At 69.7% G+C, this 14,899-nt stretch carries 19 protein-coding genes; all 19 read left to right on the forward strand.

Translation table 11 applies throughout. The annotated features are described in order from the left end of the window. Positions 1-93 precede the first annotated feature (93 nt). Positions 94-720, forward strand: a complete 627-nt coding sequence (locus ACZ53N_RS28870; protein WP_469143741.1) for a DUF6919 domain-containing protein — start codon at positions 94-96, stop codon at positions 718-720. Further along, on the forward strand, positions 717-1,220 hold the full coding sequence (locus tag ACZ53N_RS28875) for a Pycsar system effector family protein (protein ID WP_469143742.1): 504 nt from the start codon (positions 717-719) through the stop codon (positions 1,218-1,220). The genes ACZ53N_RS28870 and ACZ53N_RS28875 overlap by 4 nt, the downstream gene beginning before the upstream one ends. 107 nt (positions 1,221-1,327) lie before the next feature. Beyond that, entirely contained in the window at positions 1,328-1,594 is a 267-nt protein-coding gene (locus ACZ53N_RS28880) for a hypothetical protein (protein ID WP_469143743.1), read from the forward strand. 5 nt (positions 1,595-1,599) lie between these two features. After that, the gene (locus ACZ53N_RS28885; protein ID WP_469143744.1) at positions 1,600-1,980 is read left to right on the forward strand and encodes a RapZ C-terminal domain-containing protein; all 381 of its coding nucleotides are present in this window, start codon (positions 1,600-1,602) and stop codon (positions 1,978-1,980) included. A gap of 80 nt (positions 1,981-2,060) precedes the next feature. Beyond that, entirely contained in the window at positions 2,061-2,564 is a 504-nt protein-coding gene (locus tag ACZ53N_RS28890; protein WP_469143745.1) for a hypothetical protein, read from the forward strand. A gap of 99 nt (positions 2,565-2,663) precedes the next feature. Next, on the forward strand, positions 2,664-4,184 hold the full coding sequence (locus ACZ53N_RS28895) for a hypothetical protein (RefSeq protein ID WP_469143746.1): 1,521 nt from the start codon (positions 2,664-2,666) through the stop codon (positions 4,182-4,184). A 32-nt stretch (positions 4,185-4,216) separates the two neighbouring features. Next, entirely contained in the window at positions 4,217-4,756 is a 540-nt protein-coding gene (gene traA, locus ACZ53N_RS28900) for a plasmid transfer protein TraA (protein WP_469143747.1), read from the forward strand. Between the two features lie 39 nt (positions 4,757-4,795). Further along, complete coding sequence (locus ACZ53N_RS28905; RefSeq protein ID WP_469143748.1) at positions 4,796-5,029, forward strand: hypothetical protein; 234 nt, start codon at positions 4,796-4,798, stop codon at positions 5,027-5,029. A gap of 59 nt (positions 5,030-5,088) precedes the next feature. After that, on the forward strand, positions 5,089-7,119 hold the full coding sequence (gene traB / locus ACZ53N_RS28910; protein ID WP_469143749.1) for a plasmid transfer protein TraB: 2,031 nt from the start codon (positions 5,089-5,091) through the stop codon (positions 7,117-7,119). 184 nt (positions 7,120-7,303) lie between these two features. After that, positions 7,304-7,726: a hypothetical protein gene (locus tag ACZ53N_RS28915; protein WP_469143750.1), complete on the forward strand. Its 423-nt coding sequence runs from the start codon at positions 7,304-7,306 to the stop codon at positions 7,724-7,726. Between the two features lie 32 nt (positions 7,727-7,758). Beyond that, positions 7,759-8,205, forward strand: coding sequence for a hypothetical protein (locus tag ACZ53N_RS28920; RefSeq protein WP_469143751.1), 447 nt, complete (start codon positions 7,759-7,761; stop codon positions 8,203-8,205). Positions 8,206-8,262: 57 nt separating this feature from the next. Continuing rightward, the gene (locus tag ACZ53N_RS28925; protein ID WP_469143752.1) at positions 8,263-8,556 is read left to right on the forward strand and encodes a helix-turn-helix domain-containing protein; all 294 of its coding nucleotides are present in this window, start codon (positions 8,263-8,265) and stop codon (positions 8,554-8,556) included. Positions 8,557-8,663: 107 nt separating this feature from the next. After that, on the forward strand, positions 8,664-9,473 hold the full coding sequence (locus tag ACZ53N_RS28930) for a glycoside hydrolase family 16 protein (RefSeq protein ID WP_469143753.1): 810 nt from the start codon (positions 8,664-8,666) through the stop codon (positions 9,471-9,473). A 64-nt stretch (positions 9,474-9,537) separates the two neighbouring features. Continuing rightward, positions 9,538-10,584: a hypothetical protein gene (locus ACZ53N_RS28935; RefSeq protein WP_469143754.1), complete on the forward strand. Its 1,047-nt coding sequence runs from the start codon at positions 9,538-9,540 to the stop codon at positions 10,582-10,584. A gap of 17 nt (positions 10,585-10,601) precedes the next feature. Next, on the forward strand, positions 10,602-10,961 hold the full coding sequence (locus tag ACZ53N_RS28940; protein ID WP_469143755.1) for a holin: 360 nt from the start codon (positions 10,602-10,604) through the stop codon (positions 10,959-10,961). A gap of 53 nt (positions 10,962-11,014) precedes the next feature. Further along, positions 11,015-11,224: a hypothetical protein gene (locus tag ACZ53N_RS28945; RefSeq protein ID WP_469143756.1), complete on the forward strand. Its 210-nt coding sequence runs from the start codon at positions 11,015-11,017 to the stop codon at positions 11,222-11,224. Between the two features lie 176 nt (positions 11,225-11,400). Beyond that, positions 11,401-11,880, forward strand: coding sequence for a phage terminase small subunit (locus ACZ53N_RS28950; protein WP_469143757.1), 480 nt, complete (start codon positions 11,401-11,403; stop codon positions 11,878-11,880). Further along, complete coding sequence (locus ACZ53N_RS28955; RefSeq protein ID WP_469143758.1) at positions 11,861-13,438, forward strand: hypothetical protein; 1,578 nt, start codon at positions 11,861-11,863, stop codon at positions 13,436-13,438. The genes ACZ53N_RS28950 and ACZ53N_RS28955 overlap by 20 nt, the downstream gene beginning before the upstream one ends. 8 nt (positions 13,439-13,446) lie before the next feature. After that, a complete protein-coding gene (locus tag ACZ53N_RS28960; protein WP_469143759.1) occupies positions 13,447-14,898 on the forward strand; it encodes a phage portal protein in 1,452 nt (483 codons plus the stop codon). Position 14,899 lies beyond the last annotated feature (1 nt).

Consider the following 14,899-nt stretch of genomic DNA (forward strand, 5'->3'; position numbering starts at 1 on the left):
TGCTCCACGGGCCGGGTTGGGCGTGGGGTGCGGTGTCCGGACAGCCCGGCCGGATTGAGCGTTTCTGCCCGTGGATCGACCGGAAGGAACACGATGAAGATCAAGTTGCCGTGGATGAGCCGTTCCGACCGCCGTCGGTGGAAGGCTGCCAGCACGCTCGCCGAGCTGGGCCAGCTCATGGCCCTGTGGCTGGAGGGGGAGATCGGATCCCGGCCCGGCTACCAGCCGCGGTGCGGCCCGGACGAGGAGACCGCCGGGCTGGTCGCCACGCTGGCCGCATGTAACCGGGCGGGCTTCGTGACCGAGCAGTCGCAGCCCGGTCTGGAGGGTGACGCGTGGAACGGGGCGCCGTGGAACCAGCGCGCCGCGGTCCAAGGGTTCATCAACGATGCACGGCTTCTGCGGCGGGTGTTGGACGCGGCAGAGGCTGAGGGTCTGCAGGTCATCATCAACGGCCCGGGGCTCACCGATGAGGCTGGCCCGACGATCGTGACTACGTGGGACGGGGAGGACTACACCGCTTTCGGCGAGAAGATCCCGGCCAGCCACCTGCGCGTCGTGTTCGACGGCTGCAACCGGCGGGCGGTGCGGGCCGTGTCCGATTCCTGGCAGGTCGCCATCATCGACCCGGTCTGGGGCCGTGACGACGTTCTCTGGCCCGCCCTCGACGCCGTCATCGGCCGGGCCGCGGCCAACGTGAGCCCGGAGGCTGCCGCGTGACCACCACGGCCCCACGCCCCCAGCAGGCCACCGAAGGGGCCGCCGTCGACCGCGAGTTCGCCGACGTGCGTGAGGAGATCCGCAACGCCAATTTCCTCGGCGCCACCGTCCTCGGCGCCTCAATCACCGGCGCGGGCATCGCTGTGCCGCTCCTCGCCGACCGGGCCCACGCCGTCGTCACAGGTCAGCCAGTCATGGTCGTCGGTCTCGCCGGGGCCGGGGTGCTGGCCATCGTGGCCGCCCTGTGGCAACTCCTGAACGTGGTCCTGCCTCGCCTGAACGCGAAGGCGTCCGACGGGCGGGCGAACTTCATCACCTACGCCCACACCGACCCCGCCTGCATTCCGGCCTTGATCGCCGCCAGCAACCGGGCCGACGAGATCCCCACCCTGTCCCGCATCGCGAAGGCCAAGTACCGGGCGCTCGGCCGGGCCGGCCGCCTCCTCAAGGCCGCGATCGTCCTGCTCGCCGCGGCTACCGCCCTCGCTATCACGCTCTGACCTGAAAGGAATCCCATGCGTCTCTTTGGTCTGCTCGCCCCGATCGTCGTGTTCTGCCTGCTCATCGCTGGCCTGATCACCGGCCACATTCACTGAAGGAGTCTGCAATGCCCCGTTCTGGTGTTTCACATGCAACGACTTCTCCGTGGCCGGAGGGGGTCACCGCCCGGTACCTCACGCTGGCAGCTGAGATCACAGGTGACACCGAGATCACCGTCGACATCACCGATGAGTATGGCGCCTCAACTGCCCTGTGCACTGGCTGTGGCCGGGACTACGTGAACGTCCCGAGCTACCGCGACATCACCGTGGTGCCGTGGGCCGAGTCGCACGCTGAGAAGTGCCGGGCGCTGCCCCGCCCCGAAGGGGTGTGACCGTCATGGCTGACGTGGTGATCGTGTCCTTCGGGTTCGGGTATGCGGTCCAACCGGCTGCACATGTGGTTCTTGACCTGCGGTACCACTTTCGTGATCCGCATGTGGATCCGGCCCTTCGGACGTTGACGGTGGCGGATCGGGCGGTGCGTCGGGCGGTGCTCCGCACGTCGGGTATCCGTCCGCTGCTCCGGGCGACGGTGGCGCAGGTGCAAGCGTTCCGCGAAGGCCCGTCCGGTGAGGCCGTGAAGGTCGCGGTGGGCTGTGTCGGAGGTCGTCATCGCAGTGCGACCGTCGCTCACTGCCTCGCTCGTCGCCTGCGCCGGCGAGGACTCACCGTCGCCCTTGCGCACCGCGACGCCCACCGGCCGGTCATCCAGCGCTGACGACCGAACTCGTATCGCCGACCCATGCCGGGCAGCTGCCGCCGTCCGCACCACCGTCCACTGACCTGAAAGGAATGGTCATGAACGTTACGAACGATCCTGTCTATGCAGGAATCGGTAACCAGCATGGGCTCCGATCACCCCACGCCGAGGTGGCCGACTTCGCCGTTCGTGAGGCACGGGCGGCTCTCGAGGCGGCCGACGAGGCCCGTCCGGTGTCGCATGCCTACCACGTGCCCAACGGACACTCTGCCGCGATGACGAACCCTGAGGGCATCGTTGCCGCGGTCAAGGCGCTCACGTACACCACGATGGAGCAGACCGCAGTTCTGGCGGCTGCCGTGGACCGCGTTGCAACGGCGCTGGAGAACCCGCCGCAGCCCAGCGATCAGATGCCTGCGCTGGCGTCCGCTCTGAACCGGATCGCTACGGCGTTGGAGAACCCGCCCCACCCGGCACCGGACAACACCCTTGCGATCGCTGCTCTGGATCGGGTGGTCGCTGTACTCGAGCGGCGGGCCCCGGTTCCCGTTCCACCGGCTCCGGTTGTGCGCCGTCGCTGGTACCAGCGCAAGGAGGACTGACCCCATGCGTCTGCTGTACGCCGCCGGGATCATCCTTCCGCCGTTCATCGTGCTCTACGCGATCTTTGTCCGCTGACCTGGCCCGTTCGGAGAGGAACCGTGAACCAGCCCGTGCCCCTGCCGGAGCCCCGCCCGATCGAGTGGCCGCCGCCGTCGGCCGCCGAGGTTCTCCGCCGTGCCCGCACCGCGGCCGACGAGATCCTTGCCGCAGCCGAAGCCGAGGCGGCCAAACTCCGCACTGAGTCCGCTGCGCTGCGGGCCGAGGTCGAGACGGCGGCCAACGAAGCCGAACGGCGCCGTCAGCAGGCCGTCGACGAGCGCGGCAGGGTCGCGGCTCTCCTTGAGGAGGAGGTCGTGGCCGGGCGTCAGGCGGTGCGGCTGAGCCAGGAGCGTGCTGCACTGCTCACCGAAGAGGCCGACGAGCTGCTGGCCCGCGCCCGCCAGGAAGCCGATCGGCTCATCTCTGAGGCACAGGAGACCGAACGGGCGGCCGAAGCCGAGAAGGCGAAGCTCACCGCGGCCCGAAAGGAGCTGCAGGAGACGGCAGCCGGGATTACCGCCGAGGCGGTCGCCCGCGGCAAGGCCGAAGCCGGCCAGTATCTGGCCGCCGCCCGGAAGGAGGCGGCCCGCACGACCTCCGAGGCGGAGACCGCTGCGAAGGGGCTCCTTCGCAGCGCGTCGGCTGAGGCCCAGCAGACCAAGGACGACGCGCAGCGTTTCCGCGATGAGCTCGGGGAGCGGGCGAGTACGAAAGCCAAGCGGGACAAGCAGATCGACGACTGGTCACCGCGGGTTGCCCTCACCGCGGTAGTCGGCCTGACCGCATCCGGGGAGTTTCAGCTGGCCCAGCTCGCCGGGTGGCCGACGGGCATCGCCTGGATGCTGCCGCTCGGCATCGACGTGTACGTCGTCCAGGCGATGCGGCGGCACCGGGATGTGGCCCCCGCTCTCATTCTCATGGTCGCCGCGAACGCCATCTATCACCTCGCCGCTGTGGGGCTCTTCGGCGCCCATCTGAACTCTCACGGAGTGCCCGGACCAGAGTGGTGGCTCATCGTCGGCGTGGCCGCAATCGCGCCGTTCGTCATGTGGCGGATCCACCGCATCACCGCGCCAGCGACGGAGCGGAAGCCGCGTTGGTGGCAACGCCGTGAGAGTGCCGCACCTGCCGGTGAGAGCACGGTTGAGGTCGCCCGTGAGAGGTCTCATGAGAGCGACGGCGAGGGCTCTCATGAGAGCACGGATGAGAGTAGCCAGGCACGCTCACCGAGGCCCGCGCTGCCGCCGGGTGAGAGCGAGGGTGCTGCACGCGAGAGCACCGACGAGAGTGGCCGTGAGAGTGCCCCTGAGTCCTCTCATGAGAGTGGCGGGCGCGCTCGCACCAAGGGGGTAGGCAAGGCCCGCGCGGGTCGTGAGCGCACCCGTCGCGGAGGCCGCCAGAAGGTCTCACCGATAGGGGACATCGACCTCGAGGTGGCCAAGCTCGTCGCTCTCATGCAGGAGCGCGGAGACGCCGATGCGGTCAATCTCACCGACGCCGAAAAGATCACCGGCCGCTCGTCAGCCACTGCCGCCCGCCGACTCTCCGCCGCCCGCAGTGAGTACCGCAAGACCGCCTGAGACCGCCCAACGACAACTGACAGGAGACCGCCATGGCAACACCGGCAAGTGCACCCGGAGGCAACGGGTTCCAGAAGCCGACGGCTCCGCCTCGGCCGCCGAAGGCCCCCAAGGTCGGCGGGGGCTTCAACCCGACCCTGAACATCACCCCCAGCGTCCATGTCCAGCGGGGCGCGGGGAACGGATCGACCGTCGGCAGCACGGGCGCCGGCTCCGGCGGGAAGGGGGGTGTGCCGGGGGCGGACTTCATGTCCAACGAGGACATCCGGGCGTTTTGCGAGTACGTGCGCAAGGCCGCCAGGAACCGGGCTACCGAGCGGGCCATGGACGCCGACCACCTCGAGGCGGTGCTGCGCGCCATCCCCGACCTGACCGGGGCCCTGGGTGGGTCCCGGGCGCGGGCCCGCAGGGTGACCCGGTGGGTGAAGAAGATTGCCGCCGCCGAGAAGGCCATCCAGCGGTACGCGGCCGCGACCTACGCCACCTTCGAGCGCGAGTACGACTCCGAGCTCCGCAACATCGGCAAGGGCCGCACCCAGCAGCGGAGGGTCAACAACTTCGGCTGGCGCTGACACCCGCCTTGACCTGCACTGACACCTGAAGGGATCCCCATGAGGCACCAATGGACTGCCACCACCGTCAAGGAAGCCCTGGATTTGTTGGAGGCGGCGCAGCAGCAGATCGAGTCACAGATCCTGGCTCTTCACCCGGGAGCTGATTGGCTCCAACGGAATGCCGCCAAAGAGGGTACGCCCCTGCGGCTCGTCATCGACATGGACCTCACCCCTCTCGTGGAGAGCACTCGCGAACGCCACGTCGCCACCGGGCAGGTCAACAACCTCTGACACTCGTTTGACCTGCACTGACACCCTCTGACACCCCCTCTGACACTGGAGCTGACACCGTGACTGACAGCCCCAAGGCCGACCTGCGGAAGGCCGCCACACATCCCCGCATGCGGCCCTGGCTGACAGTCGCCGCCGAACTCCCCGCCACCCTCGCCGCACACACCCTGTGGGGCGACTCCCCGGTCGCCGCGGTCGGCATGACCATCGCGGCCGGGGTCCTCACCGCCACCACCTGGTGGGCGGGCGAGGGCACCAAGGCGCCCCGCCGTCTGCACGCCACCCTGTCCACCGCCGCAGGCACCTCCTACCTGCTCATCGGCACCGTGACCAACCCCCTGGACCCGGCGCTGCTGTCCACCCTGGTCATCGGCGGGGCGGTCGCCGCCGGGGGCTGGAACATCCGCCAGGCCCTGCGCGTCAACCCCGAAGCCAGCAAGGACGGACAGCAGGGCGCCGTCGAGACCGGTGTGCTGGTCAAGGCCCTGGGCAACGCGAAGGCAGCCCTTCGTGGCGCGCCGAAGGTGGAGCCGAACAAGGTCACCGCCCCGTACCAGCTCGCGCCCGGCGAGATCACCAACGCCGAGGTCGGGCGCCGCATCGACGCCATCGCTTCTGAGCTGGGCGTGTCCCCCAACTCGATCCGCATCCAGGCCGACCCCGAGAACGCCGCCCAGGGCCAGTTCGTCCTCGTGCCGAAGGACGTCCTCACTGATGGCACTGCGTGGCCCGGCCCGTCCCATTTCGGCGGCTCCATCACCGAAGAGATCGTCATCGGCCTGTACGAGGATGGCGAGCTGGAGAGGTTCTGGTTCCCCTACGACCAGGAGACCAAGCGCAACGGCACGCACTTCCTGGGCGCGGGCATGAATGGCTCCGGCAAGTCCGAAGGCTTCAAGCTCGCGGTCATCGACGCTATGACCAGGTGCGATGTCATCGTGTGGGGTGTTGACCCGTCCAAGGGGCGGCAGACCTTCGGCCCGATGCTGCCCTTCATGGACTGGGTTGAGCTGACCGAGGCCGGCGGAAACAACATGATCGACGCTTTGTCGCCGGTCATCACTGCTCGCGCGGACGCCCTCGGGGTCGCAGGGTTCAAGAACTGGACCCCAGATGCCTTCGACCAGCTCGGCATGCCCTACATGATCGTGTGGATCGAGGAAGCCGCGAAGTTCTTCCGCAGCGGCACCGAGATGGAAGGCCTGGTCATGGAGGCGCGGTCCGCAGGAATCTCCGTCATCATCAGCCTCCAGCGGCCGTCGTCCACCTCGATGCCCACTGACGTGCGGGAACAGCTCGGCGGGGTGCTCTGCTTCGGGGTTAAGGGCTCCACCACCGCCGACATGGCGCTGCCCGACGATGTCCGCGACGCCGGCGCCCGTCCCGAGGCATGGGAGAACCGCAAGCCGGGCTACAACTACCTCGTCGCCCCCGGGATCGACGAGGAGCGCTACCCGATGAAGGCCCGCACCTTCACTCCCCCCACCGACGAAGAAATCACCGCCGTCCTGTCCATCGCCCCGAAGACCGACGCTGGAGCCGTCACCGTCAACGCCGCTGGGGAGGCTTACGCCAACCGCTCCCTCTTCACCGTCGACGACGTCCCGACCGGCAACGGCTCCGGCCCCGGCACCCAGCCCAAGGAGTCCATCGTCATGACCAAGGAAGAGACCGAGGCCGCCGAGCAGGCCCGCTTGGAGCAGCAGGTCGACCGGGAGATCAACGCAGCAGTCGGCGGCGACGCGGACGACGACGGCCTGACGCCCGACGTCGATGCCGACCAGGAGATCCGCCCGGTCGAGTCCGGCGAGGTGTGGGCCTTCGGCCAGGCACCCGTCGACCGCGTCGAGAAGACCCAGGATGACGCCTGGGCGGAACTGGTGGCCATGCTCGCTGAGTACCGCGAGGAGGACCGCGAAACCGTCGGCCCCAAGGACTTCGCCCCCTACGGCAAGGGCAGCCGTATCGGCCGCTCCCGGTCCTGGGTCTCGGAGAAGCTCGGCAACCTCGCCGACGAAGGCATCCACCTCGCCGAGACCGAGCAGCCGGGCGTCTACAAGCTCCTCTACCCGGAGATGGCAACTGCCTGACACCTGCCCTGACCTGCACTGACAGACCAAACGGCCGGGGCTGACACCCGCTGACATGTCAGAAGGGGTGTCAGCCCCGCCACAAGGCCCGTTTTCTTAGGTCAATGCGCGTGCGCGCGCGAGCTGACACCCCCGCTGACACCCGGCCTGACACCCCTCCGACTGTCAATGGAGACAAACCATCATGAACCGGGAAGACGGCACACAGGCCAAGGTCCTCGCCGCCGCCCTCCGCAACTGGGCCACCATCGACGCCGACCTCTCACCGACCGTCGCGCGACTGGTCATTCGCCAGCCACCCGAGTGGGCCTACACCGCCACCGTCAACATCACCGGCCGTCAGTACAAACGGGTCCTCGCCCTCCTCCGCGACGACCTTGCCGACGAGCACCCCGGCCACTCCACCCCCGAACGCGCCGCCGCCGTGATCGACGGACTCATCACCGAACACCGCGTCGCCGGCCACGCCCACATCACCACGGCCGACCTCGTTGAAGCCGCCCCCCGCATCGGCCGCACCCGCACCTGGATCGCCGCCCACATCGCCGAGCTGGTCGACACCGGCCAACTTCACGAAACCCGCCGACCCCAGCGCTTCCGCCTCTGACGCGCACCGCCCGCCCCGAGAGGACCACCGACGTGAACCTGCCCGAGCCGCCGCCCGGCTGGCCGACCATCCAGCCCTACACCGCCACCGTCCAGCCCGTCGTCGGCGCGGTCGAGCTGCATGCCGAGCGGCCTGCAGTTGTGTACGTTCCGGGGCCGGGCGGGCAGATGGTCCCCGTCCTCCGCGAGCACCTTCCCGCCCAGGCGCCGCTCGCACCGCCGGCCCGGAACCTGGCACCGCGGCCGGTGATCGATCCGATCGCGCAGCGGCTCGTCGGTGCGGGCGCCCTGGGGGCTGGGGCCGGGTGGGGTGCCGCGCAGGTCGTCAGCGCCGTCGCCGGGGCCGGAACGGGGCTGCTGGTCCTGGCCCTGCTGATTCTGGCGGCGCGTCTTGGCGGGACCCGCCCGGTCACAACCGTCACACACAACACGGTCTACTCCACGACGAGCTGGTGGGGGCGGTCCAACATCAACCAGTAGCGCCGGTAGTTGACGCCTTGACCAGCCCGAACGTATCGTGATTCTCACTGGACACGTATGCCCCTGGAGGCCGCCCACACGGGCGGCCTCTCGGCGTATCAGCGGGAGGTGCCCATGGCCGCCTCCGAGCCGCTCCTCGTCACCGAGGACCTGGCCGCCGAGTACACCGGCCGGCCCGGGGTGACCATTCGCCGCTGGGCCCACGAGGGCCGCATCCACCGGTACGGCAAAGGCCGAGGCCAGGTGCGCTACAACCTGTGGGAACTCCCCAAGAAGACCACCGACCCGGTGACCGGCGAACCGGTCCTCGGTGACCCGCCACGCCTTCCCGAGAGCCGCCGGGCCGCCTGACCCCGTTACTCCCGCTGCCCTTCACTGACCCCCCGTCGGGGTGGCGGGGCGCCTGCTCCAGCCGTGGCGGCACAGCCGGAGCAGGCCGCACCCTTTACGGAGGTGTCATGCGCCTCCCCGTGACCGGTTTGCTGATCGCCGCCCTGCTCGGACTCGGCACGGCACCTGCGGAGGCGGCACCGTCCTGGCAGTTGAAGTTCAGCGACAGCTTCGACACTCCCGTCCCGCGCGGCAGGTTCGCCGACTGTGGGCACTCCGTCGACACCCCCCGCGCGTACTGCGGGAAGCTGCCCGCGAAGGTGCGAGCAGCTTGGTGGGCGTACCCGGCCGGGTGGCCGGACACCGCGACCCAGCGCGGCTACCCGGTCGGCGGCTACTACGACCCGGCCACCACTCTGTCAATCTCCGACGGGCGACTCCACATCCGCATGTGGCGCGGCCCCACCGGCAGCGTCCACAGCGCGGCCGTCGTACCGAAAGCCATGATGGGCCTGAAGTACGGGCGATACGAGGAGCGGCTCCGTGTCAGCCAGGCTGCCGTCGGTTACAAGTCGGCCCACCTGCTCTGGCCCGACGATGACGCGACCTGCCCCGGCTGCGAGATCGACTTCCCCGAGCAGGAGTGGACCACCACCATCCACGCCTTCACGCACCCCAAGGGCGGCGGCCGGCAGGACGCCTTCGACACGAGGGCCCGTTGGACGGACTGGCACACCTCGGTGATCGAGTGGGCCCCAGGGCATGTCCGCTACTACCTCGACGGCCGCCTGATCGGCCACTCCAACCGCGGCGTTCCGGATCGGCCGATGTCCTGGGTCATCCAGAACGAGAGTGCCCTCAACGGCGACCGCGCGGCACCGGGCTCGTGGGCACAGATGGACATCGCCTGGGCCCGCGGCTGGACCCGGACCGCATAGACACCCGCTGCCCGGCGACTCCATCCTCGGTCGGCAGCGGGCCCACAGCATCGAGGAGGTGCCGATGCCGTTCCCGCCCGGAGCCCAGACGATCACGCTTACCGGCACTCTCACCACCGCCGCTGGCGGCACCGCAAACACTGGGCGAATCGTCTTCACCCCTTCCACGCGGCTCGTCGACGCCTCCCGCAACACGATCTACACCGGGGGCGAAAGCGTGACCCTGGACGCAGGCGGCGCGTTCACGGTCGTGCTCCTGCGCACAGACTCCACCGGGGTCGCGCCGACGGCTTGGCGGTGGCGGGTCGATGAGCAGCCTGTCGGTGGCTCCCGCTGCACGTATTGGATTGAGCTGACCGCCGCCCTCGGTGCCACGGTCGACCTCGCCGACATCGCACCGGTCTCCGCCCCAGACGGCAGCAGCCTCGGCGCCCCTCCCTCCGGGCCAGCAGGCGGCGCGCTCACCGGGCTATACCCCAACCCCAGTCTCTCGGCCGCCGCCATCGCCCAGTTCGACCCCGCGGGTGCCGCAAGCACCGCCCAGGCTGCGGCCATCAGCGCCGCCGCGACCGACGCCACCACCAAGATCGGTGCTCACGCTGCGGCAGCCGATCCCCACGGTGACCGGGCCTACGCCGACACCAAGGCCGCGAAGAGCGCGAACTTGAGCGACCTGTCGAACGCTGGCACAGCGCGCTCGAACCTCGGCCTCGGCGACTCGGCGACCCGCAGCGTCGGCACCACCGGCGGGACCGTGGCGGCTGGTGACGACAGCCGGTTGTCCAACGCCCGCACGCCCACCGCCCACGCCGTGTCACATGGTGCGGCTGGATCGGACCCTGTTACCCCGACGTCCATCGGCGCCGTCGCGCTCAGCGGAGACCAGCAGTACAGCGGCGAGTTGTGGTTCATCAACACCAACCCCTTGGGGCCCGGGACGGACCCTGTATTCGACAATCAGCTGTCCCGGAAGGGATACGTCGACAAAGGCCTGCTGCCCGACGGGGCCGAACCACCCGCCCCGGCCACTGGGTACGCCCTCTTCGCGCAGGGCGGTGCGCTGAAGGCGAAGCGATCGGACGGCGTGGTCACCACGATCATCCCCGCGTGAGCCGACGGGAGGCTGCCATGCCCAGACGTGCAGGCTGGAGGGTGTGCTCCACCCCCGGCTGCCCCGAGTACACGGACCAGGGCGGGCGTTGCGCCGAGCACCGGCAGCAGGCCGAGCAGCGGCGCGGCAGCGCACGGCAGCGCGGGTACGGGCGTGAGCACGAGCAGCGCTTCCGTCCCGCCGTCCTCGCCCGTGACCCGGTCTGTGTCGAGTGTGGTCAGAGGCCGAGCGTGCATGCCGATCACCACCCCCTTGACCGGCGTGAGTTGGTGGCCGCAGGCCTGGACCCCAACGACCCGGCTCATGGCCGTGGTCTGTGCGGTCCGTGCCACAGCCGCCACACCGCGCGGGCACAGCCCGGAGGGTGGAACGCATGAGCGGATGGGACAGTGACACCGATGATGATTAAGAGACGCGACCGATCGGTGACGTGGTCGATGCCCTCGGGATCGAGGCCAGGGTGGGACCTGGTGAGCTCGTGGCGGGCGCTCTGGTGATCCTCAAGGTGGTTCAGGTGGACGGGGCTATCCGGTTGTTCGTGGCCCACTCAGACGGCTTGGGGTGGATCGAGCGGGCCGGCATGCTCCGGGTCGCCGAGTCGCTGGAGACGGCCTTCACGGTCCGTGACGCTGAGTCATGATCACTGGGGGGTGACCCCTTGGTCATGATCCACGCCGGACCGCCGGGGAGGTGGCTCGCTGCCTGTACGGGTTGCCCCAGTCTAACGATCATGGGATCAGCCACTCTGCGTAACCTGCGGCCAGCCGCAACGGCGGGCCGCCGACGTGCCGCAACGGCACCTGGAGAGTGATCGACATGCCTGGACCTCTGCCCAAGCCGGCCGGGGAACGACGTCGGCGCAACGCCACCGTCGCGATGACCCAGCTGCCGGCCGAAGGGCGCCGCGGCCCCACCCCTGACTGGCCGTTGCCGCCGCTCATCCTGGACGAGCCCGAACTGGTCGAGATCCTGGAGGCCCGGGAGGCCGAGCTGTGGGCCGAACTCTGGTCGACGCCGCAGGCCGTGGCCTGGGAGCGGCTGAAGTGGACCCGGACCGTGGCCCGTTACGTCCGCTTCGAAGTGCGGGCCGAGACCGGGGACTTGAAGGCCGGCGCCGAGTCCCGGCTCCTGGAGGACCGGCTCGGTCTGTCGCCGCAGGCTATGTTGAGGCTGCGCTGGGAGGTGTCAGCCGACGAGGTCGCCGAGCAGCGGGCGGAACGCTCGGCCCGCCCGGCGAAGAGGACGGCCCGTCAGCGGCTGAAGGTGGTCGACGGCGATGCCGTGGCGGGGACCTGACCATCCCGGCGAGTTCCCCACCCTGGGCTGGAGCGTTGGCGAGTGGATCGAGGAGCACTGCGTCATCCCCGACGGGGACCAGATCGGCGATCCGTACCTGCTGACCGATGAGATGTGGCGGTTCCTGGCCTGGCACTACCGGCTGCGGGAGGACGCCACCGAGGACGGGTGGCGCTCGGCTTGGGCATACCGGCGGTCGCAGCTGGTCCGCCCGCAGAAGTGGGGCAAGGGCCCGCTGACCTGCGCGATGGTCTGCGCGGAGGCGGTCGGCCCGGTCCGCTTCGCTGGCTGGGACGCGAACGGCGAGCCGGTCGGCAGGGCCTGGGAGACGCCGTGGATCCAGATCGCGGCGACCAGTGAGGACCAGACCGACAACGTCTACCGCGCCTTGGTCCCGATGATCGACGAGGGGCCACTGGCGGCCATCGTCCATGACACGGGCGAGACCCGCATCAACGTCCCCGGCGGCGGGCGCATCGAACCCGTCACCTCCTCCGGGCGGGCCCGGCTTGGGCAGCGGATCACGTTCGCGGTGCAGGACGAGACGCACAGCTGGCTGGAGGCGAACGGCGGTTGGAAGCTCGCCGAGACCCAGCGACGGAATCTGTCCGGCACGGGCGGCCGGGCGGTGGAGACCACGAACGCCTGGGATCCGTCGGAGCAGAGCGTGGCCCAGCGGACCGCGGAGGCGTCCGTGCGGGACGTGCACCGGGATCACCGGGTGCCGCCGCCGGCGTCGCTGGCGAACAAGAGGGAGCGGCACAAGGCGCTGCGGATCGCCTACGGCGATTCGGCCGTCACCGTCGGCGGCTGGGTTGACCTGGACCGGATCGACGGTGAACTCGTCGAGATCGCCGAGAAGGACCCGGCGCAGGCGGAGCGCTTCTACTTCAACCGGATCGTGGCGGGCACCGGGGCGTACATCGACGGTGACCGGTGGGATCTGCGGCGTGAGCCGCGTGAGGTCCCGGACGGCGAGGCGGTCACCGGCGGGTTCGACGGGTCGGACATCGACGACTGGACGGGCATCCGGCTGGAGACGCTGGACGGCTACCAGTTCACCCCGGTCTACGGGCCGGACCGGCGGCCGTGCATCTGGAATCCGGCGGACTGGGGCGGCCAGGTGCCGCGTCTGGAGGTCATGGCGGCGTTCGATGAGGTGTTCTCCCGGTTCCGGGTGGTCCGCCTCTATGCCGACCCCCCGTACTGGGAGTCGGAGATCGACACCCTGGCGGACCGCCATGGGGAGAAGGTCGTGACCCGGTGGTACACGAACCGGATCGCGCAGATGCACGGGGCGGCCGAGCGGCTGGCCACGGACGTCACGAAGAAGGACTCGACGTTCCGGCACGACGGCTGCCAGCTGACCGGCCAGCACGTTCGCAACGCCCGTAAGGCCGCCCGGCCGGCGGGCCGTTACGTCCTGCGAAAGGCGGCGGAGAACCAGAAGATCGACCTCGCGATGTGCTCGATCCTCGCTCACGAGGCCGCGGGTGACGCGATCGCCGCCGGACAGGCCCGGCCGAAGAAGAAGTCCCGGATGCTGATCATGAGGTGAGGTGGGCGGTGAAGCGCAGCGAGCTGGAGTGGCTCAAGCACCTCATTAAGTGCCACGACGAGGAGAAGCGCGAGCTCAAGCTCCTCGACCTTTACTACGAGGGCGAGCAGCCTCTTTCGTACATGGCTCCGGAGCTGCTGGCCGAGCTGGATGAGCGGGTGCGGCAGGTGGTGGTGAACTGGCCTCAGCTGGTGGCGGACAGCATCGAGGAACGCCTCGACGTCGAGGGGTTCCGTTTCCCGGGCGAAGCGGCGGCGGATGCGGAGCTCTGGCGGATCTGGCAGGCCAACAATTTGGACGAGCAGTCCCAGCAGGGCCACCTCGACGCCCTGGTGATGAAGCGGTCCTACGTGGTGGTGGGCGCTGACGAGGCGGCCCCGCTGACGCCGCTGATCACGGTGGAGTCGGCCCTGGATATGCACGTCGAGCGCGACCCGCGCACCCGGCGGGTCGCGGCTGCGGTGAAGCGGTGGAGTGAGGACGGTGAGACGGGCCGCAAGGTCGACCACGCCACGCTCTACCTGCCCAATGCGACGGTCTGGTTCGTCAAGGACTCGGGCGAGTGGATCGAGGACCCGGAGTTCGAGCGGGACGACCACGAATTGGGCGAGGTTCCGGTGGTGGTGCTCGCGAACCGGGGGCGACTGAAGTGCCAGGGCGGGGTGTCGGAGTACAAGGCCGTGATCCCTCTGTCGGACGCGGCGTGCAAGATCGCAACGGACATGATGGTGTCCGCCGAGTACCACGCCACCCCGCGGCGGGTCGCGTTCGGCTTCGGTGAGGAGGACTTCGTCGACGAGTCCGGCCGCCGAGTGAGCGCGTTCAGCCGGATCATCGGCCGGATGTGGGCGACGGAGCGGCACCGCGGTGCCGGACCGGACGGCGGCGCGGACGTCGTCCAGTTCCCCGAAGCCAGTCTGGGGAACTTCCACGACACGATCAACCAGCTGGCCCGCCTGGTGGCTTCGCTGGCCGGTCTGCCGCCGCACTTCCTTGGCTACGCGACGGAGAACCCGACGTCGGCGGACGCGATCCGCTCGTCGGAGTCCCGGCTGGTCAAGCGCGCGGAGCGCAAGCAGCGGGCGTGGGGCGGGGCGTGGGAGCAGGTGATGCGGATCGCGCTGCGGATCCGTGACGGCGCCTGGGACGACGACGCCCGGTCGCTGGAGACCCTGTGGCGGGACGCATCGACCCCGACGATCGCCCAGAAGGCGGATGCGGCGACGAAGCTGTTCACGGCGAAGATCGTGCCTCTGCGGCAGACCCGCGAGGACATGGGCTACACGCAGGCTCAGATCGAGCGCATGGAGCAGCAGGACGCCCAGGCCGCCGAGGATGCCCTGCAGCGGGTGTTGGCCGGGGACCTGGCCGCGCTGGAAGCGGGCCCGAAGCCGTTTGACGAAGCACGCCCCGACGAGCCGGACCCCGCCCCGGGGGAGCCGGTGCCGGTGGGCGGCTGAG

The sequence above is a fragment of the Streptomyces sp. NPDC033229 genome (assembly GCF_055576875.1).

Excerpts from the sequence above, each read along its gene's own strand:
- ACZ53N_RS28870 (WP_469143741.1), top strand. The coding sequence starts at position 94 with ATGAAGATCAAGTTGCCGTGGATGAGCCGTTCCGACCGCCGTCGGTGG.
- ACZ53N_RS28880 (WP_469143743.1), top strand. The coding sequence starts at position 1,328 with ATGCCCCGTTCTGGTGTTTCACATGCAACGACTTCTCCGTGGCCGGAG.
- ACZ53N_RS28885 (WP_469143744.1), top strand. The coding sequence starts at position 1,600 with ATGGCTGACGTGGTGATCGTGTCCTTCGGGTTCGGGTATGCGGTCCAA.
- ACZ53N_RS28890 (WP_469143745.1), top strand. The coding sequence starts at position 2,061 with ATGAACGTTACGAACGATCCTGTCTATGCAGGAATCGGTAACCAGCAT.
- traA (WP_469143747.1), top strand. The coding sequence starts at position 4,217 with ATGGCAACACCGGCAAGTGCACCCGGAGGCAACGGGTTCCAGAAGCCG.
- ACZ53N_RS28905 (WP_469143748.1), top strand. The coding sequence starts at position 4,796 with ATGAGGCACCAATGGACTGCCACCACCGTCAAGGAAGCCCTGGATTTG.
- ACZ53N_RS28915 (WP_469143750.1), top strand. The coding sequence starts at position 7,304 with ATGAACCGGGAAGACGGCACACAGGCCAAGGTCCTCGCCGCCGCCCTC.
- ACZ53N_RS28925 (WP_469143752.1), top strand. The coding sequence starts at position 8,263 with ATGCCCCTGGAGGCCGCCCACACGGGCGGCCTCTCGGCGTATCAGCGG.
- ACZ53N_RS28930 (WP_469143753.1), top strand. The coding sequence starts at position 8,664 with ATGCGCCTCCCCGTGACCGGTTTGCTGATCGCCGCCCTGCTCGGACTC.
- ACZ53N_RS28935 (WP_469143754.1), top strand. The coding sequence starts at position 9,538 with ATGCCGTTCCCGCCCGGAGCCCAGACGATCACGCTTACCGGCACTCTC.
- ACZ53N_RS28940 (WP_469143755.1), top strand. The coding sequence starts at position 10,602 with ATGCCCAGACGTGCAGGCTGGAGGGTGTGCTCCACCCCCGGCTGCCCC.
- ACZ53N_RS28950 (WP_469143757.1), top strand. The coding sequence starts at position 11,401 with ATGCCTGGACCTCTGCCCAAGCCGGCCGGGGAACGACGTCGGCGCAAC.
- ACZ53N_RS28955 (WP_469143758.1), top strand. The coding sequence starts at position 11,861 with ATGCCGTGGCGGGGACCTGACCATCCCGGCGAGTTCCCCACCCTGGGC.